Raw genomic sequence first — 23,031 nt, 5'->3', positions numbered from 1 at the left:
TGTAGTGCCTTTCGCGATTATATTACAAAATAATCGAAATCGGCGCACCTATACAACTATTAGCAAGGTTGCATAAAGTTATCTTTTTTGCTAGCAGTACTTAACCAACATGCAAACTATCAAAATGTTATTTTTATAATCAGATAGGTTTTATGAGACTTATACGCTCATTTTTAATTTTATTATGTTTATTTCCTTACTTAGGGTTCTCTCAAGTGTCGGTGGGACTAGACCGTATTTTTAACGATGAGCCGTATCTTTCTTGGATTCGTGGTAAGAACATCACATTAATATCTCACCATGCTGCTGTTAACCAGGAAGGGAAAGACGCCCTATCTGCTTTTCTAGAACATCGTGATCTATGTTCTTTGAATGTTCTCTGTACTTTAGAACATGGATATTATGGAACTGCACCGGCAGAAACTCTAGGGACAGCTCCTAGAGTCCCGGGATTACACATAGTTTCATTATATGGTGTTAAAGAGGTTCCAGAGCATGCTGTGCAGGGGAGTGATGTATTAATATATGATGTGCAGGATATTGGCGTGCGTTCTTATACTTTCGTTACTTCCTTGTTGCATCTGGTGCGTGCGGCACAAAAGTATAAAAAAAATCTCATCATTTTAGATCGCCCGAATCCTATGGGTGGTAAGATCGTAGATGGCCCTATGCCGCTATCTCAATCGGAGTATGCTCCTGAAATTCCCTATTGCTACGGCATGACCCCTGGGGAATTGGCACTTTTTTATAAAGCAAAATATGCCCCCTATGCTGAAGTGTCGGTAGTCCCTATGCAGGGATGGAAGCGCTCTATGACATTTTCGCAAACAGGATTAAATTGGATTCCTACTAGCCCACAAATTCCTGATCCGCAAACGGCATTTTTTTATGCAGCCACAGGGATTATCGGAGCCTTGTCTATATCCAGTATTGGTATAGGCTATACTCTGCCTTTTCGATTGATAGGTGCTCCTTGGATGGATGGGCATCTTGTGGCTAAGAAACTCAATGAAGCGCGCTTGCCGGGAGTCATATTTTATCCTTTTTGTTACGAACCTTTTTTTGGCAAATATAAAATGGAACTTTGCTCGGGTGTTTTGCTTGTCTTAGATAAACCTGGAGAGTTTCTTCCTATGGAAACGCAAAGTACAATTTTAGGCACCTTGAAAACTCTTTATCCTAAACAGGTGGAGAATGCCTTTAACGCTTTAGAGAAAATTCCTTTGCGAAAAAACTCTATATATCGTTGTTTAGGCGAAGAAACTTTTCTACATATCTGCCAGAAAGAACGCTATATTATTTGGCCGTTAAAAAGGTTATGTAATGAGGGGAGAACCAAGTTCCAAAGTATACGTAAGCCATTCTTAATAGCTGATTATGGTGAAGAAGAGTAATTTTTTCTCTTGATTCCACTGTTTGACAGGAATTTTTGTTGTTTCTATAAGCGACCTTATAGGGGCGCCTTATTCCTGGAATCTAGGGAGACGTAGAAAGAACGTGTCTAAAATATTCAAGAATCGATTAGAAGGGCTGAGCGCGCTAAATCGGGGAGTGCGTGCTTTAGCTAAAGCCGTAATTACAACTTTAGGTCCACAAGGGTCTTGTGTTGTTATCAAAAAAGATCGCATGTCTCCTTATGTCACGAAACACGGCGCTTCTATAGCTAAAGAAGTGACTTTGACGGATGCTTTTGAACATACGGGTTTGAAGCTTGCTAAAGAAGCCGCGCTGCAAACAGAAATGCAGGTAGGAGATGGATCGACTACCGCAGTTGTATTGATAGATGTGTTATTTTCGTCCGGATTGAAAGGCGTCGCTGTTGGGTTAGACCCTTTAGAGATCAAACAAGGAATATCTCTTGCCGGGGACATGCTGGATAAAGAGCTTTCTAAGCTCGCAATTCAGGCAGATCCACAAGAAGATGTGTTACAAATAGCTACAACATCTGCAAATAATGACGCCTTGATAGGAAGATTAATATCTGAGGCTATAGCTACTGTAGGTATAGAAGGTGTGATCTCTATAAAAGAAGGGACAAATAAAGAGACAACGCTAAAAGCCACTACTGATGTGAGTTTAAATGCTGGATATGTATCCCCTTATTTTATCACCCATCCAGAGACGATGGAAGTGGTCTATGAAAATGCTTCCATCTTGTTATGCAATCAGACGCTATCTTGTCTAAATCAAGCATTTATCCATTTTTTAGATCAGACTTTTCAGACGAGTAAGAATCCTTTAATTATCTTTGCTGAAGATTTTGATCCCCAGCTTCTTTCTATTTTAATTGTGAATAAGCTTAAAGGGGGGCTCCCTCTATGTGCTATAAAAGCTCCTGGTTGCGGTAATCAACGTAAGGCAATCCTCGAAGATATGGCCATTTTAACAGGGGCAACTGTCGTAGGAGATCTATTGGGAATTTCTTTGGAAGAAGGGCATCCAGATATTCTTGGTTTCGTTGGGAAGATCGTCATTACACAAAATACAACGCGTTTATCCGAAGGCAAAGGAAGTCCAGAAAGAAGAGAACAGCGTATAGAGTATTTACGTCGGGCAATTGTTCATAGTAGTTCCGAAATGGCTACTGAAGATTTAGAAAAGCGTTTAGCCAGGTTTGTTGGTGGGATGGCGCAAATACATTTAGGAGCAGCGACAGAAAACGAATATAGAGAAAAAAAAATCTGTTTAGAAAGTGCGTTAAAAGCAACAAAAGCAGCTTTTAAAGAAGGATGCCTTCCTGGAGGTGGCACAGCGTTAGCGCGTGCCGCATCCGTTGTAAAAATCCCAGAGCAATTACCGGCTGGGGTGATGTTTGGCTGTAAGTGTATGTTGCAATCAGCAGAAGCACCTCTGAGGATCTTAGCAAGAAATGCGGGGAAAGTTCCCGATGCTGTAGTTGCGACAGTCTTAGAACATGCGGATCCTTATTTTGGATACAATTGTGTTAACGATACCTTTGAAAATTTAATTTCAGCAGGAGTGTTAGATCCACTCTCAGTGATTAAATATATTTTGAAGCATTCTATTTCTATTTCTTGCTTACTTTTGACTAGTTCATTTTTTATCGTGGACTCTTCCAAGGAATTGCAAGATCCTCCATTTCCGGAAACTTCTCACCCGGACGATCTCCAGCAGTAAATAAATTTTATAGAACACCTAAGAAGAATATCTTTTTTGTGTAGAGCGATCTTTTTTCAAAGATAAAGGAGAAAGACTTGATCATTTGGCTGAACTTGACTACACTTTTCATCGAAAGAGCTGTGCACCAGTAGCTCAGTGGATAGAGTACCTGGCTACGAACCAGGTGGTCAGAGGTTCAAGTCCTCTCTGGTGCGAAGCATAATCTAAAAAATAGGGTGGTAAATTGGGATCGCTATTTATTGGGAAAACTGCCCCAGATTTTTCTGTGCAAGCAGTTGTTGACGGCGAAGTAAAGAATATCTCTTTACAAGATTATCGTGGTAAATACGTTATTCTTTTCTTTTATCCTAAAGACTTTACTTATGTTTGTCCTACAGAGTTACATGCTTTTCAAGATTCTTTAGAAGAGTTTGAAAATCGCGGCGCTCAAGTTATTGGCTGTTCCGTTGATGATCTCGATACACATCAGCGTTGGTTAAAAACTGACAAAAAAGCTGGTGGAGTTAAAGGTATCACCTATCCTTTAATTTCCGATACAACTCATGAGCTTTCTAAGCTTTATAACGTTTTAGACTCCCAGTCAGGATTATCTTTCCGTGGGTCATTTTTGATTGATAAGGATGGTATAATCAGACATATGGTCGTCAATGATCTTCCTTTAGGTCGTTCTATAGATGAAGAGCTTCGAGTGTTAGATGCTTTGATTTTCTTTGAAAATCATGGGTTAGTCTGTCCTGCAAATTGGCAGCAAGGGCAGAGAGCTATGGCTCCTAATGAAGAAGGTCTAAAAGAATATTTCGGTACGATCGACTAGAAAATCTTATTAAAGGTTAACAAATCGTAGAGATCTTGTTCAAAAAATAAAAGAAAGCTTTTATATTTTCGACAAAGAGATTTAGAGGCTTCTATGATGTGTTGGTCACCAACACCAGGAAGACCCATAGCGATGATGTTTTTTAGAGTAGTTTGGGTATTTAAGAAGTGCAGTCCAAAAAAATAGCTGTCTATGCAATACCCTTCTTCTCTTACTCGGAAGTAAAGCACGTTATAGTTATACATGAGAGCTTGTATGGCTAAGGCTATTCCTGATTTGGTTGTGGCAGCCCCATTGCCTAAGTGGTCATAAAGCTCTGTTGTACTACGACATAAATAAGCGGTGTCGTAGCTTCCTTTTTCTGCTTCACCAAATAAAGCAATTGTCAATTTCATTGAATTATAGATAAATCGGACTTTATTTCCGATCCTACAAAAGAATTTGTTTATTATCTATAGTGAGAAGTAGATATTAGTTATGCAAAAACAGATGATTATTTCTTATTCTCTGGTAAACAAAGCTTTTGATTGGCGTAAATAATATCAGAATTCAATTTATTAAGTTTTTTTAATTCTGCTACGGGAACCTTATATTTCGCAGCAATTTTACCTAAGGTTTCTCCAGGTTTGACAATATGGATGTGAGAAGGAACCTCTTCACTAAGATCCGTATACGCTTCGGGAGAAGTTCCATCAACCAAAGCAAGAAGAGAACGTCGTAAGAGACGGATATCTTGAGAAAGAGTCTTGTGATCTTTTTGTATTTCTTGGAGTTTGTTGTGTAAGGTAGATTGGATATCTTTTACAGATGCTGTCAGTACCGCAACAGTCTTGGCTAGGGTTTTGTGCTCAATTTCTAATTGTTGAACTTGTTTTGTAAGAGATTCTGGTTTTGCAGAGGCAAGTCTTTGTATTTTGCTATCATGTTCATCTAGACGATCGGTAAGCATTTGAATTTCTGCTTCATGGCATAACAATTTTGCAGAGGCATCTTCTATCTCTGCAAGTACGGTTTGCATGGCAGGAGGCTTCCCCGCAGCTTGTGCAGGCAAAGCAACGCCTAAGCAGCACCAGAATCCATAATAGAAAAAATGTTTATAACTAACGTGCATGGATTTTAAATTCTGTACGACGGTTTTGTTGCCAAGCAAGCTCATTATGGCCAGAGTTTATCGGCTGTTCTTTTCCATAAGATACGGTGAATAACCGGTCTGCTGAAATTCCCTGTTTAATCAAGTGCTGCTTAACGGCATTGGCGCGGCGGGCTCCCAAGGCTAGGTTATAAGCTGCAGCTCCACGCTCATCAGTATGACCCTCTATATACAGTGTTGCTTTCGGAGACTTCTGCATTTGACGAACAAGACTAGATAAAATAGCTAAGTTTTCTTCACCTTTGATCGTGTAGCTGTCCGTGGCGAAAGTAATATTACGGAAAGTAACTGACTGACTGCTTGTTTTATACAATTGTTCTTCTTTGGAATCATAGATATCGGCAAAGTGTTGATTCATTTCTTCATCAGTGTAGAGAGGAACAAAAGCGAAATTTTGTTTTCTTCTTCTAGGATGCTGACAATCCTCGCATACAGTATCCCAATCACCACAAGGATAAGAGCATGAAGGTAGGGCGAAAAGAGCAAGTAGTAAACAACTCAAAACGCTTAGGTATTTCTTTTTCATAAGATTCTCTTTATTGGTTATCAGGGAAACCTCCCCAAGAAGGAAAACGTTTTTCCCCTAATCCTATAACAATTTTCTTAGTTTTTTGGGTAATCAGACTTAATAAATAGAGTTCTGACTCTCCTGTGTTCCCTGCACTATACACAAGATGCTGACTATCCACGGCCCAGGAAGGCCCTTCCTTGTCTACAGGGGTTGTTGTTAGTTGATAATCTTTCCCAGTCGCCAGATCATATACACAAATCTGCCGAACACCCTTAATTACAGAGCAAAAGGCTATTTTTTTACCATCAGGAGACCATGAAGGGCAACTGCTATTTCTATATTTTTTGGTTAATAATCGAGGCGATAGCATTTCAGGATCGATTTGAAGGATGTATAAACGTGGTCTACCATCTTTATTGGAAACAAAAACTAACTTAGAGCCGTCAGGACTAAAAGAAGGGTTGCCTTGTGTTCCAAAAGTTTCATTAAGTATTCTACGGGGTTTCCCCATAGCTCCTTGTGACAGGGAAAAACTCTGAAGAAATAAATCAGGATTCCCATACGCATCCGAAATAAAAGCTAAGAGCTTTTTCCTCGGAGAAAAAGCTGGCATAAACTGATTCCCCTGTAAATGAAGAATCTTTTTCCCAGTCGTGTTCTCTAAAGAACCTAGGAAAATCTTCGGAATACCAAATTTATAGGAAACATATAGGTAGGGCTTCTTGCTCCCTATATGCATCCAACTTGGAGTAATAGACAAGGAGTTTTCTTGTGTAAGAGGGCGCAAATTCCCTCCGTCATAATCTACGGACCACAGCTCACCTTGTTTTAATTCACAATCTTGAGAATTTTTACTTAGAGAAAAAATAATTTTCCCCGAGCTGATTCCAGGAACACTTGTCAGAGCATAATGAATCTTATCAGCAGCTTCATGTATTTTCTGACGGTTAAGGGCGTTGTCTTCTGTAAGCATCAGAGAGTGCACTGGTTGATGATTTTGCGTGCCTCTGGCTAAGGTAAATGTGATTTCCGGATAATGGGAAACCATAGCTATATTAAAAGGCGCTGAGGAGCTTCCGGTTTGAACAAGAGAAGGCTGAAGACGATCACCAAGAGCTAAATCATTAATGAAGGTAGTACACAATGAGCGTAAATATTTTTGTTGCGACGCATCGTTAGAGCCGATCTTTAACTCTACGTGTATAGGTAAACGAGATATTTCCGAACGCACAGAGACTTCTAACTCTTTAGCATAGAGGGAGATTATCCCAAACATCAGGAAAGCACTGACTAACATACGTCGTAACATTCCAATAACCCCTACGATGTTAAGCCTCATTACTCAGCAGTTTAATATGGAAAACGATATTTTTCGAGATTTTGTATTTATCTAAGAATTTTTTAAAGGGAATTGCGTGAATGCGCATAAGAATGAGTTCTTTTTCTGATTCACTAATTTCGGATAATACAAGACACTCCTGAATCCATCCTTGAGGCGTTAATACAAGCTTTAATCTCACCTCTCCAGAAAAAGGAAGTAGCATGTACTCACGGAGCAATTGGCATAATTCTTCATCTTGTGTTGTGGCTAAACTTGTTTGCACGGAGAGATGTTTATTTGTAGGCAAAGTGATGTCCGCGAGCCGAGCATTACTGTCATCGAGATGCTTTGACAGTGTTTTTGTCAGGTCAGCAATGGCTTTTAGTTTAGCGTCTTTTCCTATACTTTTGCGTGCTGTAGGTGGATTTTCTCCCTTGGGTTGCGGTTTTGGCTTTTCTCTAGGTTGCTCGGGAACACGAGTTTTTGCCTTGTCCTCGGTTTTTTTCTTTTCTACAGGTGGTTGTGGGTTCGGTTTTTGAGGAGCTTGCTCAATGTCGCGTTTATTTGTATGTCCTTTTAGGGTTGGTTGAGGCAGTGGAGTTGTTAGAGTGGCTATGCTAGGACAAGGTCCGCTTAAAGCAACAATTTTTTCTTTAAATGGTACGGGTCGAGTCGAAGGTTTGTTTACGGGAGAATATGAAAGGAGAGCTATACCTGCTCCGTGGACAATGAGGGCAAAAAGGCTATAAGGAAGGGCTTTTTTCATAATTAGCTTTTTAAAGCTATATGGAGTTCGTGAAATCCTGCTGATTCTATCGTAGTTTTTACTTCTTGGTATAATCTAAAAGGTGTATCGCCATCTTGTAACAGCAAAGGCACTTGATTTGGGTCTTGCTGATGTACAAGGGTGAGTTGTGTTTTTAGTTCTTCTAAAGACAGCGGTCGATCATTGAGAGTGATCGTGTGATCTGCTAATACCTTGATTGTTGTTGGTAACGCATCTTCTTTTTCAAGAACCTGATGATTTTTCGTTCCTGGGGCTAAAGCTATGGAGTCGATACGTATTAAAGGCATGGCTATCATAAACGCCATTAAAATAACAAAAACAATGTCAATCAATGGCGTCAGATTCACATGGGGATCTTCTTCAGTATCTTCAACGATAATACGTTTCATAAATTTGTCTGACGATACTTGACTTCTATAGAATTTAGCAGCAAATATGCTGTCTGCTCTATTTCTAGAATTAACCGAGAAGAATGAGCTTTAAGATAATTAAACCCTATTAAAGAGGGAATAGCAACAAACAATCCTACAATTGTCGTGCCTAAAGCTGTTGCTAGCCCTTCCATCATGGCTGTTCCTCCCACTTCTCCTGAACTGATATGCGAAAAAGCTGTTAAAATACCCCAAACTGTCCCTAAAAGGCCTAAAAAGGGCGCTAGACTAATTGTTGTAGCAGGGATAAAGTTATTTTCGTGCATAAGTGCACGATATTTCGGCATAACAGCACCCAGTAGGGTCTCTAAGGATTGTATATCCTCGACTGATAATACCGGGCCATGATCCGGTGCCTGCTGACGATTTTTATCAAGAAGTTCTAAAGTTCCCCGTTTAATAGTGAAATATAAGTCAGCAAAAGGATTTAACTCCGGATGAATTTCTAAGGACAAGGGAGCATGACGATTCTTTATCAAGAAATCTTTAAGAGATTTTCCTGATTTTAGAAATTTTTTTTGGATAGCAAGCTTTTGATGTAGTACTGTCCAAGTGCAAAGGGAAAGAATCAGAAGGCTGAAGAATATCCCCCTACCGAAAAGGTCAGCTTCTGTGTAAGCCTGGATAATGGGATTCTGGGTGAATTGCAACATAGAGTATAAAATTCTTTACATAATGAGGGGATCATACAAAAGACGATCCTATCAAAATTCTGGTATAGAGCCAAGTAGGTTTTGTTAAAGAGATTTACAGAAGCGTTAGTAAAAACAAAATTATAAATAGTGTATAATTATCTACCTGATTTAGAAATAGTTGGGGTTATTTTGAATAAAATCAAAAAGCATTTTCAAACTCTATTGATAGCATTTCTATTTTCTTTGCCTGCCTTTACTGGGCAGGGTCAGAAACTGCGTGCTGCAGAGCCCGTTGTAGAGACGGCTTCACCAGGTGCTACTCTAATTTCTGAGGGATCCCACATTCCTAAAGCTGGAACATTCAGATTGGGGATTAAGATAGCAGCTCCTAAAGGAAGTCATATTTATTGGAAGAACCCTGGAGAAGTCGGCAGCCCATTGAGGATTCATTGGATTTTGCCCAAGGGATTCACAGTGGAAGAAGAACATTGGCCAACTCCCAAGGTTTTTGAGGAGGAGGGCGTCACATTCTTTGGTTATGATGATCAAGCTTTTATAGTTGCCGATATCCGTGCTCCTGAGAGTCTAGATGATCAAGAATCTGTCGTGTTAAAAGCGCATGTCGAATGGTTGGCTTGTGGAGGGAGTTGTGTCCCAGGAAATGTGAATCTAGAATTATCTCTACCGTATCGTGATGGTGCGGCGATCTTGTATCCTGAAAGAACTGCAGAGTTTGCTCAAACTTTACAAACACAACCGCGTCTATTAGAAGATCAGACAATTACTTTGGGACGTAGTCAAGACGGCGAGATCATTTTAAACATTTCTGGACAAAAGAACCGTGCGGAGAAGGCTTGGTTTATTTCAGAGAAGGCGGATAAGATTTTTGCTTATTCTGAAGAGGCGGTGAGTGAAGCTTCCGGAACGGCTTGGAAACTGAAGATAAAAACCCTTTCAGGAGTTCAGAAAAATCAGGAGTTGCAAGGGATTTTATTGCTTACGGATAAAGCGGGTGGCGAGGTGGCATCGTTCGCAGTTCGTGGTCAAATTAGTGACTCGGAATCGGGAACTTCCGCCTTAGGGAATTATGTCATGATTATGATTATGGCGTTCCTCGGGGGACTTCTTCTTAATATCATGCCCTGTGTTTTGCCTTTAGTCACTCTTAAAGTTTACGGATTAATTAAATCTGCTGGGGAGCACCGCTCATCTGTAATTATCAACGGCTTATGCTTCACTTTAGGGGTCGTGGGCTGTTTCTGGGGGTTAGCCGGGGTGGTTTCCTTGTTAAAAATGTTAGGGCATAACATTGGTTGGGGCTTCCAGCTTCAAGAGCCTATGTTTGTCGCGACTTTGGTTATCGTCTTCTTCTTGTTTGCCTTGAGTTCTCTGGGCTTATTTGAAATGGGCACGATGTTTGCTTCCCTTGGAGGAAAACTGCAATCTACAGAGTCTGGAGGCTCGAAAAATAAAGCTGTAGGAGCTGTATTTAACGGGGTGTTGGCTACATTAGTCACTACGCCATGCACAGGACCTTTTTTAGGTTCTATACTAGGGTTAGTGATGTCTTTATCGTTCATTAAGCAATTGCTGATATTTACATCGATAGGCCTAGGCATGGCATTGCCGTATCTTGTATTTTCTATCTTTCCTAAGATGCTTTCCGTTCTTCCTAAACCGGGAAGTTGGATGAGCACATTTAAGCAGCTGACTGGGTTTATGCTATTAGGTACGGTAACTTGGTTAGCGTGGATCTTTGGTTCAGAAACAAGTACTACAGCGTTAATCATTCTCCTTGCAGGATTATGGCTTACAGGTATAGGTGCTTGGATTTTAGGGAAATGGGGGACGCCAGTTTCTCCTAAGAAACACAGGGTGATTGCTTCAACAGTATTTTTAGGATTTGTTGCAGGCGCGCTATCGTTAAGTTTTGTCGCTTCAAAACATTTTGTCGAAGCAACAGAAACTGCAGTTGTTCAGGAGAATAACGTTTGGCAACCATTTTCATCTGCGAAACTTGCGCAATTGCGTAAGGAGGGACGCGCAGTGTTTGTGAACTTTACAGCTAAGTGGTGTTTAACTTGTCAGATGAATAAGCCCGTGTTGTATGCACGTGCTGTACAAGAGATGTTTAAAGAACATGGAGTGGTTACTTTAGAGGCGGATTGGACACGCAAGGATCCTGAGATTACAGAGGAGCTGGCGCGTTTAGGTCGTGCAAGTGTTCCTTCTTATGTCTACTATCCTGCGGATCAGTCTGATCCTATAGTGCTTCCCGAGAAGATAACACAGTCCGTTCTCGAAGATCAGGTGTTTTCAAAAAATTAACCTACCGGGATAGCACAATCTGTTTGGGGTGTATTAGTGCCAATACACCCTTTTTTTATCTCTACATTCTAAGAAAATATCCTAGGGAAACCGATTCTTTTGAAGATATTTCCTGAGGAGATGTATGATCACGGATTTCCTAAGGCCAAGATTTTAAGGAGAGGAGATTATGGATTTAGCAGATGCTCACTTGCATCTTTCAGATGAGGCTTTTGTTGAGGATGCGGATGACGTGATTCATCGCGCACAAGATTCTGGGATATCTCTCCTTGTTAATGTAACCACAACTATAGACGAGCTGGATACTTCATTTCGTTATGCAGAACGTTTTCCTGATTTACGTTTTTGTCATGTCGCTGGAACTCCTCCTCAAGATGCTCATACAGATATAGACGCACATTTTCACTATTTCCAAGGTTTTGCTCAGGCAGGGAAATTAGCGGCTATTGGTGAGGTAGGTTTAGATTATTGTTTTGCTGAAGATAGCTCTGCTAAAGAACGTCAAAAGGAAGTCCTGAAGAAATACTTATCCCTGGCTTTAGATTGCGCATTACCTCTTGTGGTACACTGTCGTGGTGCTTTTGACGATTTTTTCCATATGATAGATCTATATTATCATCATGATGAACGCTCTTGTCCGGGTATGCTCCACTGTTTTACAGGGACACTACACGAGGCTGAGGAATTACTTTCTCGTGGATGGTATATCTCCATTAGCGGAATTGTTTCATTTAAAAATGCGGGAGATCTCCGTTCTGTAGTTGCTCAAATTCCTCTTGAGCATTTGTTAATAGAAACGGATGCTCCTTTTCTTGCTCCTACTCCGTATCGGGGAAAGAGAAATGAGCCTGCTTATATAACGCATACGATCAAAGCTATTGCGGATCTCCATGGTATAGATCCTCAGGAGCTTGCGGCTATAGCGCGAAAAAATGTTCTACGATTCTTAGAGGGAAGAAAAAAAGGTTAGTCCATCTCTGACGTATTAGTAAAAATAACTTCACATAATTCTACATAAGCCTCTATGGTTGCTAAAAAAAGAAATTGTGAAATACAGGCTGATGATGAATGAAAAGGAATCATGTTCTGAGGCTACTCAGAGGTCATGGAAGTACTACACTAGCTTTGTTTTACGTTGTGTTCATTCTTTAGCAGGAGTTGCATTTACGTTGTTTCTCTGTGAGCATATGTTTACCAATATGCTTGCTTCTTCTTATTTTAAGGAAGGCAGTGGTTTTGTTCAGTTAGTGAGCAAATTTCATCAGATTCCTGGTCTGAAGATCATAGAAATTGTTTTTTTAGCCCTACCGTTTACTTGTCACGCTATCCTAGGTATTTTCTATCTTTTTCAAGCGCAAACTAATTCACGGGCTTCTGACGGCAGAAAACCCGCGTTAATCTATGCGAGAAATCTTGCCTATACTTGGCAGAGAAGAACTGCTTGGATTTTACTTTTCGGTCTTATTTTTCACGTAGTTCAGTTTCGTTTTCTTCGTTATCCTATTCATGTAGAGCTGCATGGGCAAACATACTATGTTGTCGATATTGACGCTTCTCGGTATGCGGCGATAGTGCGGGGTACACAAGGATTTTTTACTATAAATTTTTCAGCTCCTCAACTTGAAACGATTCGTTTGGATAAAGAGGATCTTGACGGCAGCGCAGTTTCTCAATTATTAGACAGAAAAGCGTATCTCCTGACTCCTAATGTTGGAACCGCTTTTCTTTATGTTGTTCGGGATTCTTTAGGGTCCCTATGGATGGCCATTTTTTATACCATTCTTGTGATTTCTGCAGCTTTTCACGGGTTTAATGGTCTCTGGACATTTTGTTCAAGGTGGGGTGTAGTCATATCTTTACGTTCCCAAACTCTTTTACGTAATGTATGTTATTTTGCCATGGTCATAGTCGCTGCTATGGGCGTTAGTGTGATTTGGAATTTGTATAGTATGGCATAAGCTTATGAAAGCAGAAGGTTGTAAAGTTATCGTAGTCGGTGGCGGTTTAGCAGGATTGTCAGCAGCTATGAAATTGGCGGATTTCGGTATAGTTGTTGATCTCGTGTCATTGACAAAAGTGAAAAGATCGCACTCTGTATGTGCTCAGGGAGGCATAAATGCTGCTCTTAATCTTAAGCATGAGGAGCAAGATTCTCCCTATATACATGCTTACGATACGATAAAGGGAGGAGATTTCTTAGCAGATCAACCGCCGGTTTTGGAGATGTGTTTAGCCGCACCTAGAATTATCCGTATGTTGGATAATTTTGGATGTCCTTTTAATCGTATTCCTCAGGGTGACTTGGATGTCCGTAGATTTGGAGGGACGCTGTATCATCGTACAGTATTTTGTGGGGCGTCTACCGGCCAGCAGCTTATGTACATTTTAGATGAGCAGGTGCGACGTCGTGAGAGTCAGGGGCGTGTAAATAAATTCGAGAATCATGAATTTATAAGATTAATTACCAATAGTGCAGGCAGAGCCTGTGGTATTGTGTTAATGAATTTATTCAATAACCGCTTAGAAGTCCTCAAAGGGGATGCTGTAATTTTTGCTACGGGTGGTCCTGGGGTCATTTTTAAGATGTCTACGAATTCGACATTTTGTACAGGAGCAGCAAACGGACGTTTGTTCCTTCAAGGTATGACTTATGCAAATCCGGAATTCATACAAATTCACCCTACGGCGATTCCCGGTATTGATAAATTGCGATTAATATCAGAATCTGTCCGAGGTGAGGGTGGACGTGTCTGGGTTCCTGGAGATTCTTCAAAGACGATCATTTTCCCTGATGGAACGCGCCGTCCTTGTGGAGAAACAGGCAAACCCTGGTACTTCTTAGAAGATATGTATCCTGCTTATGGAAACCTAGTCAGCCGTGACGTGGGTGCTCGTGCTATTCTACAGGTCTGTGAAGCAGGGTTAGGCATAGACGGTCGTATGGAAGTTTTCTTAGATGTTACGCATTTACCAGCTTCTACACGACATAAGTTGGAAGTTGTGCTTGATATTTATAGGAAGTTCACTGGAGAAGACCCTGATAAAGTGCCGATGAGAATTTTCCCTGCTGTGCACTATTCTATGGGTGGTGCTTGGGTGGATTGGCCTGCTGCAGATGATCCTGATCGTGATAGCCGTTATCGGCAGATGACGAATATCCCCGGATGCTTTAATTGTGGAGAATCGGATTTTCAATATCACGGTGCGAATCGTTTGGGAGCGAATTCTTTATTATCCTGTCTTTATGCTGGGTTAGTCGCTGGAGAAGAAGCTGCACGTTTTATTACGGCTTTTGGCTCCTGTCTAACAACGTCTACAGATTTTTCAGATGCTCTCCAGCAAGAGAAAGAAACCAATGCTCTTTTACTTTCTAGAAGTGGGGGAGAGAATATCTTTGTCTTGCATGAAGATATTGCCAATGTCATGGTTAGAAATGTCACTGTGAAACGTAATAACAAAGATCTAAAGAATACATTAGAACAGCTAAAAGAGTTCAGGGAAAGACTGCAAAGAGTTTCTGTGCATGATTCTTCGCAGTTTGCGAATAAGACCTTTCATTTTGTTCGTCAGATGGGGCCTATGCTAGAGTTAGCATTAGCCATTACGAAAGGTGCATTGTTGCGAGACGAGTTTCGGGGCTCTCACTATAAAGAAGAGTTTCCTAAACGTGATGACGAACACTGGTTAAAAACGACATTGGCTTCATATTCTCCTGAGGAACCAGTGATTACGTACAAGCCTGTCGATACGCGTCATGTACAACCTACGCTAAGAGATTATACCAAATCTTCTGTGGGGGAAATCAAGTTTACTCGTGTCCCTGAGACGATTCGTTTGCCCATATAAATAAAGAGAGCCTTATGGATATTCCTGAAACTTTTATATTGAAAATCTATCGGGGGACCCCAGGGAAGCAATATTGGGAAAGTTTTGAACTGACCTTGCATCCAGGAGAGAATGTCATCAGTGCTCTCATGGAAATTGAAAAACGTCCTGTAAATACTCTAGGGGAAACTGTCAATCCTGTAGTATGGGAACAAGGATGCTTGGAAGAGGTTTGTGGTTCCTGCTCGTTATTGGTGAATGGGATCCCTCGTCAGGCATGCACAGCACTGATTGAAGAGTACATAAAAGAAACGGGATCTCGAGAGATCGTTTTAGCTCCTCTCACGAAGTTCCCATTAATTCGTGACCTCATAGTCGATCGATCCATCATGTTTGATAATTTACAGAAGATACAGGGTTGGGTAGCTGCGGATATTGATGGGGAGCACAATGGGGTAAAGGTATCTCAGAAAGAGCAAGAGCTGATGTATGCTTTATCTATGTGTATGACATGCGGATGTTGTACGGAAGCCTGTCCTCAAATTAATGAGCACAATGATTTTATAGGTCCAGCGGCTATTGCTCAAGCACGTTTGTTTAACACTTATCCTGGGGATAAGCAATCTAAGAAGCGCTTACGGACTCTTATGGGTAAAAAAGGTATAGAAGGTTGTGGGCAAGCCCACAACTGTGTTCGCGTGTGTCCGAAAAAACTTCCGTTAACAGAGAGTATTTCTGCTATGGGAAAAGAAATTTCTAAGTACTCTCTAAAATCTTTATTCCGTTCGATTTTTAAAAGGAAGAAAAACTCTTGTGACGAGGATTAGAAAAATCCTTTCGGCATATGGCTGCGGTATCCTGGAGGGGGAGGCATCCCATAGTCTATAGGATTTGCATAGAGTATCCAAGGTTGTGTTACAGATAGTAGTTTGTCTATGTTTTCCAGAGGGTACCCTTGTAGACCAGCATAGTTAAACTGCCAAAGGTCGATTTCTTGGGTTCCTGGATGAAGGATAAATCCGAAATAGCTGTAGGCCCAATTACTATCTCCAAAGAGCAGGGGAGCGGGATAAGCAAGATGATGATGACGCATGGCTGTTGCTAATCTCAGAAAGATATCTTCTTCGAAATACAGGCGTTGGTAACTTTCCATTACTAATCCCTTAAAGAGATGACGAATTTCTCCCGAAGATAATAGAGAAAAGTTAGGAATGTATTTGTGGATGAGTTTGTCGAATTTCTCATAAGTGATTCTTGACGAGATGCCTAGATAGGAACTCAGCTTGTCTAAAACCTCGGGGAGCTGTTGATCCGAGGTATAGGGAACATCTTGCACAATTTGGTGAGCTAAATGTCGTTGGTATAAGGCAGAGATGTTTTCGGATTTGGGGAAGTTTTCTTTTAGGAATCTTGAAGCTTTTTCATAGAGCTCAGGAAGTGATAAAGAATGATCGGAACAAAAATCATGAAAATCGTAAGCGAGATTCTGTAGGCTATATTTTGTGCAGAATCTTTCTATAAATGTATAGATTCCTTGTTGATTGAGTATCGTGTCTGTTAGGAAGTCTTGGTGATTCTTTACCCATACATCACGTAACCAAGTGTAGCTGTACCAATCATTATTCCATGCCTCGCGAAATAGAGGCGAACCCGCAATTATAGAAAAAACGTGCGTGGGAGATGAAGCGATTAAAGAATGCGCGCCATCTTCTAAATAGCTTTTTATTGCATAGGGGAGATCTTTCAAAGCGTCTGAGAAGAAAGCTGCTAATTCATGAGCATTTTCAGGATGTTTTTCAATAGATGTCAGTTCTTCGGCATTTTCGAAGTAATCTTTTAATAGGGTGACTACTGTTCCTCCAGAAACATAGACCCAAGGGGTGTGGGAAATCTTATCTAAGTTGTCAAGAACTGAAGGAGGAACTGTCGAATTATAGCGTTTAAGAATGCGTGTTATCGCTGCTTCTTGGAAAGAGTTTTTATGAATATACGAGACAATGTAATGGATGAGAGCTGAAACTTCTTTTTCTAGTCCTAAAACACCATGTTTACTCAGAAGGTCGACTTCTGTAGAGGAAAAGAATTCTGATAAAAAGCTGACAAATTCGTTAATTGAATAGATGGAAGACCAGGTGTTAGGGTGGCTTCTCCCGTGGGTAAATAGTATACGAAATCCTGCAGGGGAATCAGTATAAAGGTGAGAGAATTCTTGGATAAAGGCATCGTAGGAACTACGGAAATATTGAGGGATAGTCTTGGTGTAGAAGGAGAGTAAGAAATTCGGAAGAGCACAAAGTTTCTTTGCCTTTTCTTGAGCGGTATTCCAATCATAGAGAGCTGTGTTGAACTCCTGGCGAAAGCGGACGTGATCCATAATCAAGATCTTATTATCTTGCTCATTCAGTGGATTTCTCATGCGACTTTCTACATAGTCTAGTTGAGCGTGAGCTTCATGATATGTCTGTTCGCATTGTTGTATAAGATCACGAGTCTTTTCGATTTCTTCTTGAGCAAAAGTTTGGATAATACGCGCTAAGCTATGAGGATCATCAGCGTCCCATCCTAAGGCAATGCGAATGTGATTTAGAGTTGAGGAATCATGAGCATCGGAGAGGGTAGCTAACGTATATTCCCAAGATTTGAGTAATAGATTTTGCGTATCACTGATAAAAGCAGATTTAGCTAATTCATAAGCAGAAAGATAACTATAGACTCTCTGTATTTGAGAGAGCTTATGAGAATGCTCAATAGAGAAAAAAGCTTGTTCTTTGCTGTAGAATCCTTCCTGAAATAGAGTAGCGCGTACAGAGTGCTCGGTAATTTGGTAGTGGTGTAGTAGTGTACTCTGAATGATTTCGTTAGCTGTTACAGTGTCATCGACATGCTGAAGTTTATGCATGAGGTATTCATGAGCAAGGATTTGCTGCAAACGTACTTCGGGATCATCTAAGACGTCAATGACACCAGCGGCGGAAAATGCTTTTTGTAAACCTGGAGATGCGGAAAGTTTCGCTATAGGGTCTGGATATAAATCCAATACTCTTAAGGGTTTGAACAGCTCGCCAATGCAGCCTGACAAATTCATAGGTACGGAGACTTCTCGCGTGCCGATGATTCTTGTAAGTTTCCCTGAGGTAAGCAAATCATCGATATCTTTTATGAACAAGGCGGGGTGTTCTTGATGAATGATAATCGCAAACGCTGTTGCAAAACACGAACCCACGTCTTGACGTAAATAGCAAAACATGGCTGTGAGTGCCGCCTGACGCACATGAATGGGAGTGAGCTCGATCTCTGCAGGGAGAGCTAGGGTATTACGGATAAGATCTTGAATGACCCTATAAGAGGGAACAAAAAGTTTTTTTATCCTTTCTCTAATTTCAGGTTCTTGTTTAATGGCTTGAAGCATTTTTAATAAGTGTTCTCTAGGTTTAGCTTCATTGTGTCTATGAGGACCTAAAGGATAGAGACAGTTCGCTAGATGTTCGCTTGCTGAAACCACTTTTGTGATATCAATTTCCCCGTTTTCCGTAAGGATATAACGTGCTGTATTTCTTGCGATGGTAAGGTTTTTTGCGGCTAGGGGAGACTGTAGAGCAGTCGTCTGATAAGCACGAAATAGATCATCATTTTCTGAGCAGAAGATCTCTTCTAACTCATTATGCTTTTGCTTAAGAACTAGTGAATCAAAAACAAAAAAATCCAGTCGTGACATAGGAAATACGAGGAAAACTTTGGGCTTTTTCTGCTTCTTATCACGAATTCTAGGTTTCTGTCAGTAAGCGATTCCCTAAAGAGAATATCAAAATCAGGGAACGTAACAACGGTAGGCGTACTAGTACTCACAGGATGAGAAAGATGGAATACAACAAGAGTCAAAAACCTTCCTCAAGGTATCGGCAAGAAGTTTTTATCATTTTGTAAGAAAAGGCATACATGAATACCATGTTCCGTTTGAATTTCTGATCTGATGAGTATAAGGAATGAATATACAGGAACACCTAAAGTTTTACTGCCCAACCATGGCACAGTTTGGACAAAATCATAAAGCCACATTATCAAAAATCAGTAAAAGCTCTGTAGTGTTTGTGATTATTGGTATAGCTGTAGTTGCTATCTGTCTTACTGTTACTTCTCCGGCATTTGTAATTGTTGTCTCTGGAGCTGTCCTCCTGGGTGTTCTTGCTCTTGTAATTTCAGGGGTGCTACTATGGTTAGGCAAAGGACCTAGAAGAGAACCCGGAAGTGAAAGTATAACTATTGAAAATCTTCATTTAGAAGAAAGATAAAAAGCTTAGGGTACCATCGATTTGTGATTGAGTTTCCTTATTTAGCATGTCTGTAAGAGTTTCTATAAAGTTGTCTGAATTTAGAGGGGCTAAAGGATCTCTAATCAACTCTTCAATAGGTAAGCGCAAGAGATATTCTGTAAGTTCTTTATTTCCTGTGATGCACACCAGGACATCGCCGGGTTGTATGTTCTGAACGGAGGGCGAAATAAGACGAGAAAATGTTTCTTGTCTTTTTAAAAAGGCTACAGGGGGTGTTTCTCCTGCAGATAAGATAGATAACTTCCTATCAGTTGAGCAGTAGCGAATAAATGTCATGGAGATGGTTGCTTCATCTCCTTCTGTAGTTTGCCCAAACGCTTCGAAAGTATGGGAGCAAATGTTTTCTAAGGAAGAAGACAGATTAGCATAGGCAAGAAATAAACTTCGTGCTGATAGGGCATAAAGATAAGACGGCAGTCCTATATCACCAGCCAGGCCTATAACACCTACGAAACTTTGCTCAGGAATTGAGGTTTTCCATCCGTAAAAATGGCCAGATCTTTGCATGCCTTGGAGATGTTTCGAAATAAAAGAAACATTAGGAAACTCTGGAAAATCAGGACGGAGTAATGCTTTTTGCAGCGAAGAAAGAATAGCTAATTCTTTTTGCAGCTTATCTCCAGAAAGACGTTCGATTTCTGCTTTTTCTTTGGAGTTGAGTAACAACAGTAATGTGCAGTTAAAAATGTTTCCTAATTCGTTAATTTCATATCCGTAGGGCTGGGGTTCGTAACGGATATTATGATTTCCTCTCCATGCGGCTTCCATGCATGTGGTAAGTTCTTGAATAGGTTGATTTAATCGTTTGTTAATTTTAGAAAGTATCCATCCCATGAAGATAAAGGCTAGAGAATAAAAGAAAATGACGTTGAGAGGGAGACGGATCGCCTTAATCACCAACCAAGAGAGAGGAATAATAGATAGGGTGTACGTTCCTTGAATAGGAAGCTTGTTTAAAACGAGCCCTAGATAGCGTTTATTTTTTATTTTTACGCTTATCAGTTTTTGTTCGTGAAGGATTTTTGGTGCGGCTTCAAGGGGAGTGGCTTGTTTTCTAGCCGTGATTTTAGGAAGATCCGCAATATCCAATGAAAATACTTCTGAGGAGAATTGAGGAGATGAGGCAAAGAGGACCTCACCGTATTTATTCAGGAGGCAGATGTCTTCATCTTTTAAGTGTAGGGATTTAAAAAGGTCTCTTTGTAGAAAATCCATAGGGTAGAAGCTAACTAGGAGCCCTGCGCTTGTAGGTGAATTCCATACTTCGATATCTTCAGTAATCACTAGATAGTGTGTAAAATGCGTATTCGAGCTTGAGGGAACAGTAATGAGGCATGCCTTCCCTACAGACATGCTGAGCTTCTTTTTTATTTCAGGATGCTCCTTTAAATAATGGATAAATGGATCGTGGGGAGTTTTTGTTTTTATGTTTCCTTGTACGAGAGGAATAAGACAAAGCGAGAAATTCATGTTGGATAGGGCGAACATCTCGTTATAAGCTTGAGAATAGCAATCTTCTGACGATGAGGAGTAGGCTTTTAGTGCTAATGTGTTTGCCAGACGTTTCAGGAAAACCTTATGAATGGTGAGTTTTTTTTCAAATTCCAAGCTAAAATTTGTCGCATGGGTATGGAGGTTTTCCATGAGATTGCTTTTTGCTGCTGAAAAAGAAAATAGGGAGAGGACGACCAGATTCAAAATTAAAGGAATCGGAATTACCAAAAAAAGAAACAACAAAATGCGTTTGGTAAAAGTTTGTTTCATAAGTCTGATATTTTAAGGATCAGTAAGGTAATATCATCGTGTTGATGGCAATTCCCTACGAAGGTTTTCACAGAGAGTATTAAAGAATGCATAGCATCTTCTGCGCTTTTACCTACTAAAGTTTTTACAACATTTTTCAGGCGTTCTTCTCCAAACATTTCTAAAGCTTGATTATGAGCTTCTGTAATTCCATCTGAATACAAGATAATTAGGGATCCTGGATCGGGTTTAAGGCTTCCTGTAGGGATATCAGGAATGTTGGGAAGAAATCCTAAAGCCATACCACGATGAGATAGGAAAGAAACGGCGCCATCCGGAGAGAGATAACATGCGGGATTGTGCCCACAGGAATAAAACTCGACAATTCCTGTTTTGTAATTGTAGCTATAGACACACAGTGTGACAAACATCCCTGAATCCGCAGTATTTTGGTAAAATAGCGAAGAAGTTTGTTTTATAGCTTCTTTTATTGAAGGCATCTGCGACAGAAACGAGCGCAGCATATTCTTAAGAAATAGGGAGTATCCGCAAGCATGGACACCCTTCCCAGAAGCATCAGCAACAATTAAAAATAGTTTGGCATCGTCTCCTTCGCCAACGATGAAGACATCGAAGAAATCCCCGCCTACAGTAATGGCTGGGATGTAAGCTTTCGCTAGTTCGGTATGGGGATAATTAGGAAGCGTATTAGGAAGGAGTCTTTGTTGTGCTTGTTCTCCCAGATGTAGCGCATTTTGAGCACTTTCTTTTATTTCATAATTTTTTTCAGCCAGGCTTTGTTGTTGGTTTAGACTTTCCACCATAGCGTTAAAAATATGCCCTAGCCTATTGATCTCAAACCCTAGAGAATCATCTTTATAGGGTGTGTGGATGTTGTCTCTAGTTTGTATGATGACTGTGGCCAGTTTGCGAATGGACTGAGAGAGCCGTTTCGCAACAAGATAGGCAATCATACTTCCTAATACAACACATAGAAAATAAGCGAAATAGATTAACGTGCGTTTCCAAAATGTGGCAAAGAGCTCTGCTTTTATTCCGTATGAAAGTACGCTCAGGTCCATATTAGGAACATGAGCAAGGTAGCTCCATGTTACATTTTTCCCATTTTTAAAAGCGAAAAAGTTGGGTTCTATAGATAATGGGGAGAGATGAATCGGCTTTAAAGAAATATTTTTTGGACAGGTGCTTTTGTCCATGAAAGTGTCACAAAATTGTTTTTCAGTAAGGTTAGGGTAGATAGCACGTAAGTTTAAATCTGGATCCGATGCTTTTAAAATGATCCCTTCTTTAGATAAAAGAGCCGTTTTTACATTGAAGTATGCTTGGGTATTTACAAGAATATCCTCAAGAAATTTTTCAATGTTATGCGTTGTATAGAGGATCCCTAAAAGTTCATGAGTTTCATTGTCAAAAATATTTGCCTGCATGACAGAGAATACTTCATGATTGTTAGAAGACTGTTTGAATGTTGCTGAAAAGTCTGTTTGGGCAGAAATATCTATTTTATTTTGGTAATTTTCTCCAAGATGTTGGGGAATGCTGGAGGCAACAACGATTTTCTCCCCGTTGGGGAACAACTTAATTAAAGAAATCTCATCATATAATACGCTAAACGTCCTTTGCATTTCGTTGCTAAGTTCAACGTTAGGGGTGGAGGGAATGCCTTCATCGAGATCTAAGACTTCTGAAAATAGGGCTAAAACATCAGCATTCAGTGGGACAATTTGCATGAGAGTATCCACTTTAAACGTCGCATTTTCTTTAAATGCTAAGGCAACTGATGAAACTGTAGTATGGTATTGTCTAAGGTTAAGTAAAACAATATTCATCCCTAAGGGAATTAATATCGCTGCTACGCATGCTAACCACAGACGATAGCCTATTGTTTTTGTAAAAGGGATCATCTACATCAAATTTGTAGTTGCAAGACAGCATTTTAGAAGATCATGGAGATCAAAAAATGCTTCTTTATTGCCTATTTTCTTTATTTTTT

19 protein-coding genes and 1 tRNA gene are annotated in these 23,031 nt (G+C 40.3%); 10 read left to right on the top strand and 10 right to left on the bottom strand.

Features of this window, described 5'->3' with window-relative positions; translation table 11 throughout:
* The first annotated feature begins 152 nt into the window (after positions 1-152).
* From CHAB577_RS04990 to CHAB577_RS04975, 4 genes are all read left to right on the top strand, one after another.
* Positions 153-1,394, top strand: a complete 1,242-nt coding sequence (locus CHAB577_RS04990; protein WP_011097444.1) for a DUF1343 domain-containing protein — start codon at positions 153-155, stop codon at positions 1,392-1,394.
* Positions 1,395-1,497: 103 nt separating this feature from the next.
* Positions 1,498-3,138: a molecular chaperone GroEL gene (gene groEL, locus CHAB577_RS04985; protein ID WP_011097443.1), complete on the top strand. Its 1,641-nt coding sequence runs from the start codon at positions 1,498-1,500 to the stop codon at positions 3,136-3,138.
* Positions 3,139-3,262: 124 nt separating this feature from the next.
* Positions 3,263-3,335, top strand: a tRNA-Arg gene (locus CHAB577_RS04980).
* 29 nt (positions 3,336-3,364) lie between these two features.
* Positions 3,365-3,955 (top strand): peroxiredoxin, encoded by a 591-nt coding sequence (locus CHAB577_RS04975; protein WP_006344548.1) that lies wholly within the window; start codon positions 3,365-3,367, stop codon positions 3,953-3,955.
* Here CHAB577_RS04975 and CHAB577_RS04970 read toward each other — a convergent pair.
* From CHAB577_RS04970 to CHAB577_RS04940, 7 genes are all read right to left on the bottom strand, one after another.
* On the bottom strand, positions 3,952-4,350 hold the full coding sequence (locus CHAB577_RS04970; RefSeq protein ID WP_006344547.1) for a hypothetical protein: 399 nt from the start codon (positions 4,348-4,350) through the stop codon (positions 3,952-3,954). The genes CHAB577_RS04975 and CHAB577_RS04970 overlap by 4 nt on opposite strands.
* Before the next feature lie 98 nt (positions 4,351-4,448).
* On the bottom strand, positions 4,449-5,066 hold the full coding sequence (locus CHAB577_RS04965; protein WP_006344546.1) for a LysM peptidoglycan-binding domain-containing protein: 618 nt from the start codon (positions 5,064-5,066) through the stop codon (positions 4,449-4,451).
* Positions 5,056-5,631, bottom strand: a complete 576-nt coding sequence (locus tag CHAB577_RS04960; protein ID WP_006344545.1) for an OmpA family protein — start codon at positions 5,629-5,631, stop codon at positions 5,056-5,058. Before CHAB577_RS04960 ends, CHAB577_RS04965 begins: the two co-directional genes overlap by 11 nt.
* A gap of 10 nt (positions 5,632-5,641) precedes the next feature.
* Positions 5,642-6,925 (bottom strand): Tol-Pal system protein TolB, encoded by a 1,284-nt coding sequence (gene tolB / locus CHAB577_RS04955; RefSeq protein ID WP_011097442.1) that lies wholly within the window; start codon positions 6,923-6,925, stop codon positions 5,642-5,644.
* Positions 6,926-6,944: 19 nt separating this feature from the next.
* A complete protein-coding gene (locus CHAB577_RS04950; protein WP_011097441.1) occupies positions 6,945-7,703 on the bottom strand; it encodes an inclusion-associated protein in 759 nt (252 codons plus the stop codon).
* Positions 7,704-7,705: 2 nt separating this feature from the next.
* Complete coding sequence (locus CHAB577_RS04945) at positions 7,706-8,113, bottom strand: ExbD/TolR family protein (protein WP_006344542.1); 408 nt, start codon at positions 8,111-8,113, stop codon at positions 7,706-7,708.
* A complete protein-coding gene (locus CHAB577_RS04940) occupies positions 8,110-8,808 on the bottom strand; it encodes a MotA/TolQ/ExbB proton channel family protein (protein ID WP_011097440.1) in 699 nt (232 codons plus the stop codon). The genes CHAB577_RS04945 and CHAB577_RS04940 overlap by 4 nt, the downstream gene beginning before the upstream one ends.
* A 171-nt stretch (positions 8,809-8,979) precedes the next feature.
* Here CHAB577_RS04940 and CHAB577_RS04935 point away from each other — a divergent pair, with 171 nt between their 5' ends.
* From CHAB577_RS04935 to sdhB, 5 genes are all read left to right on the top strand, one after another.
* The gene (locus tag CHAB577_RS04935; RefSeq protein ID WP_011097439.1) at positions 8,980-11,118 is read left to right on the top strand and encodes a protein-disulfide reductase DsbD family protein; all 2,139 of its coding nucleotides are present in this window, start codon (positions 8,980-8,982) and stop codon (positions 11,116-11,118) included.
* A 169-nt stretch (positions 11,119-11,287) separates the two neighbouring features.
* A complete protein-coding gene (locus tag CHAB577_RS04930; RefSeq protein ID WP_006344539.1) occupies positions 11,288-12,088 on the top strand; it encodes a TatD family hydrolase in 801 nt (266 codons plus the stop codon).
* A 94-nt stretch (positions 12,089-12,182) separates the two neighbouring features.
* A complete protein-coding gene (locus CHAB577_RS04925; RefSeq protein ID WP_041461368.1) occupies positions 12,183-13,076 on the top strand; it encodes a succinate dehydrogenase cytochrome b558 subunit in 894 nt (297 codons plus the stop codon).
* 4 nt (positions 13,077-13,080) lie between these two features.
* Entirely contained in the window at positions 13,081-14,964 is a 1,884-nt protein-coding gene (gene sdhA / locus CHAB577_RS04920) for a succinate dehydrogenase flavoprotein subunit (RefSeq protein ID WP_011097437.1), read from the top strand.
* Between the two features lie 14 nt (positions 14,965-14,978).
* Positions 14,979-15,770, top strand: coding sequence for a succinate dehydrogenase iron-sulfur subunit (sdhB, locus tag CHAB577_RS04915; protein ID WP_011097436.1), 792 nt, complete (start codon positions 14,979-14,981; stop codon positions 15,768-15,770).
* Here the strand turns inward: sdhB and CHAB577_RS04910 are convergent.
* Positions 15,767-18,658, bottom strand: a complete 2,892-nt coding sequence (locus tag CHAB577_RS04910) for a hypothetical protein (protein WP_011097435.1) — start codon at positions 18,656-18,658, stop codon at positions 15,767-15,769. The genes sdhB and CHAB577_RS04910 overlap by 4 nt on opposite strands.
* Before the next feature lie 268 nt (positions 18,659-18,926).
* Here CHAB577_RS04910 and CHAB577_RS04905 point away from each other — a divergent pair, with 268 nt between their 5' ends.
* The gene (locus CHAB577_RS04905; protein WP_232500308.1) at positions 18,927-19,232 is read left to right on the top strand and encodes a hypothetical protein; all 306 of its coding nucleotides are present in this window, start codon (positions 18,927-18,929) and stop codon (positions 19,230-19,232) included.
* Here the strand turns inward: CHAB577_RS04905 and CHAB577_RS04900 are convergent.
* Together CHAB577_RS04900 and CHAB577_RS04895 are read right to left on the bottom strand one after the other, a co-directional pair.
* Positions 19,218-21,038 (bottom strand): PP2C family serine/threonine-protein phosphatase, encoded by a 1,821-nt coding sequence (locus CHAB577_RS04900; RefSeq protein ID WP_011097434.1) that lies wholly within the window; start codon positions 21,036-21,038, stop codon positions 19,218-19,220. The genes CHAB577_RS04905 and CHAB577_RS04900 overlap by 15 nt on opposite strands.
* Positions 21,035-22,942, bottom strand: coding sequence for a PP2C family protein-serine/threonine phosphatase (locus CHAB577_RS04895; RefSeq protein WP_011097433.1), 1,908 nt, complete (start codon positions 22,940-22,942; stop codon positions 21,035-21,037). Before CHAB577_RS04895 ends, CHAB577_RS04900 begins: the two co-directional genes overlap by 4 nt.
* Positions 22,943-23,031: the final 89 nt, after the last annotated feature.

The sequence above is a fragment of the Chlamydia abortus genome (assembly GCF_002895085.1).
GTDB lineage: Bacteria > Chlamydiota > Chlamydiia > Chlamydiales > Chlamydiaceae > Chlamydia > Chlamydia abortus.
Note: the sequence above shows the minus strand (reverse complement) of the source record. Positions and strands in the feature narration are given on the sequence as shown.

Bases quoted from the DNA above. Each gene is read 5' to 3' on its own strand.
- CHAB577_RS04925 (WP_041461368.1), top strand. From the start codon at position 12,183: ATGAATGAAAAGGAATCATGTTCTGAGGCTACTCAGAGGTCATGGAAG.
- CHAB577_RS04960 (WP_006344545.1), bottom strand. From the start codon at position 5,631: ATGAAAAAGAAATACCTAAGCGTTTTGAGTTGTTTACTACTTGCTCTT.
- sdhA (WP_011097437.1), top strand. From the start codon at position 13,081: ATGAAAGCAGAAGGTTGTAAAGTTATCGTAGTCGGTGGCGGTTTAGCA.
- CHAB577_RS04900 (WP_011097434.1), bottom strand. From the start codon at position 21,038: ATGAAACAAACTTTTACCAAACGCATTTTGTTGTTTCTTTTTTTGGTA.
- CHAB577_RS04895 (WP_011097433.1), bottom strand. From the start codon at position 22,942: ATGATCCCTTTTACAAAAACAATAGGCTATCGTCTGTGGTTAGCATGC.
- CHAB577_RS04945 (WP_006344542.1), bottom strand. From the start codon at position 8,113: ATGAAACGTATTATCGTTGAAGATACTGAAGAAGATCCCCATGTGAAT.
- CHAB577_RS04990 (WP_011097444.1), top strand. From the start codon at position 153: ATGAGACTTATACGCTCATTTTTAATTTTATTATGTTTATTTCCTTAC.
- CHAB577_RS04965 (WP_006344546.1), bottom strand. From the start codon at position 5,066: ATGCACGTTAGTTATAAACATTTTTTCTATTATGGATTCTGGTGCTGC.
- CHAB577_RS04930 (WP_006344539.1), top strand. From the start codon at position 11,288: ATGGATTTAGCAGATGCTCACTTGCATCTTTCAGATGAGGCTTTTGTT.
- sdhB (WP_011097436.1), top strand. From the start codon at position 14,979: ATGGATATTCCTGAAACTTTTATATTGAAAATCTATCGGGGGACCCCA.
- CHAB577_RS04910 (WP_011097435.1), bottom strand. From the start codon at position 18,658: ATGTCACGACTGGATTTTTTTGTTTTTGATTCACTAGTTCTTAAGCAA.
- CHAB577_RS04940 (WP_011097440.1), bottom strand. From the start codon at position 8,808: ATGTTGCAATTCACCCAGAATCCCATTATCCAGGCTTACACAGAAGCT.
- CHAB577_RS04950 (WP_011097441.1), bottom strand. From the start codon at position 7,703: ATGAAAAAAGCCCTTCCTTATAGCCTTTTTGCCCTCATTGTCCACGGA.
- CHAB577_RS04905 (WP_232500308.1), top strand. From the start codon at position 18,927: ATGAATATACAGGAACACCTAAAGTTTTACTGCCCAACCATGGCACAG.
- tolB (WP_011097442.1), bottom strand. From the start codon at position 6,925: ATGTTACGACGTATGTTAGTCAGTGCTTTCCTGATGTTTGGGATAATC.
- CHAB577_RS04970 (WP_006344547.1), bottom strand. From the start codon at position 4,350: ATGAAATTGACAATTGCTTTATTTGGTGAAGCAGAAAAAGGAAGCTAC.